At 74.2% G+C, this 625-nt stretch carries 1 protein-coding gene; it reads left to right on the top strand.

Annotation, left to right across the window (positions count from 1 at the left end):
• On the top strand, positions 1-625 hold a 625-nt coding region (prmC, locus tag GH736_RS24000; RefSeq protein WP_159607610.1), incomplete at both ends, for a peptide chain release factor N(5)-glutamine methyltransferase.

A 625-nucleotide genomic window follows, 5' to 3' on the forward strand; every position in this document is an offset into this window, starting at 1 on the left:
GTGCGGCGTGCGGCGCGGGAGCCGCTGCAGCACCTCACGGGGCGCGCGGCGTTCCGCTCGCTCGAGCTCGCCGTCGGACCGGGGGTGTTCGTGCCACGGCCCGAGACGGAGCAGGTGGTGCAGCTGGCGATCGACGCGCTGCGCGCGACGGCGGAGCCCGAACCCATCGCCGTCGACCTCGGAACGGGCAGCGGGGCGATCGCGCTCTCGATGGCCACCGAGGTGCCGCACGCCCGGGTGTGGGCGGTCGAGAACTCGCCCGACGCGTTCGCCTGGACCCGACGGAACGTCGACGAGGTGGGCGCCGCCAACCTCGAACTCGTCTTCGGGGACCTCGCGACGTCGCTGGCCGAGCTCGACGGCAGGGTCGCGGTCGTTATCTCGAATCCGCCCTACGTGCCCGCGGCCGAGATCCCCGTCGACCCCGAGGTGCACTTGCACGATCCGGTGTCCGCGCTCTACGGCGGAGAGGACGGCCTCGACGTCGTCCGCGTGCTCTCCCGGCGCGCGGCCGAGCTGCTGCACGCGGGCGGCCTCCTCGTCATCGAGCACGCCGAACGGCAGTCGGCGGCGATCGCCGCGATCCTCTCGGCCGACGGATGGCGCGCGATCGCGCACCACCGCG

This window comes from Agromyces humi (assembly GCF_009720255.1).
Taxonomy (GTDB): Bacteria; Actinomycetota; Actinomycetes; order Actinomycetales; family Microbacteriaceae; genus Agromyces; species Agromyces humi.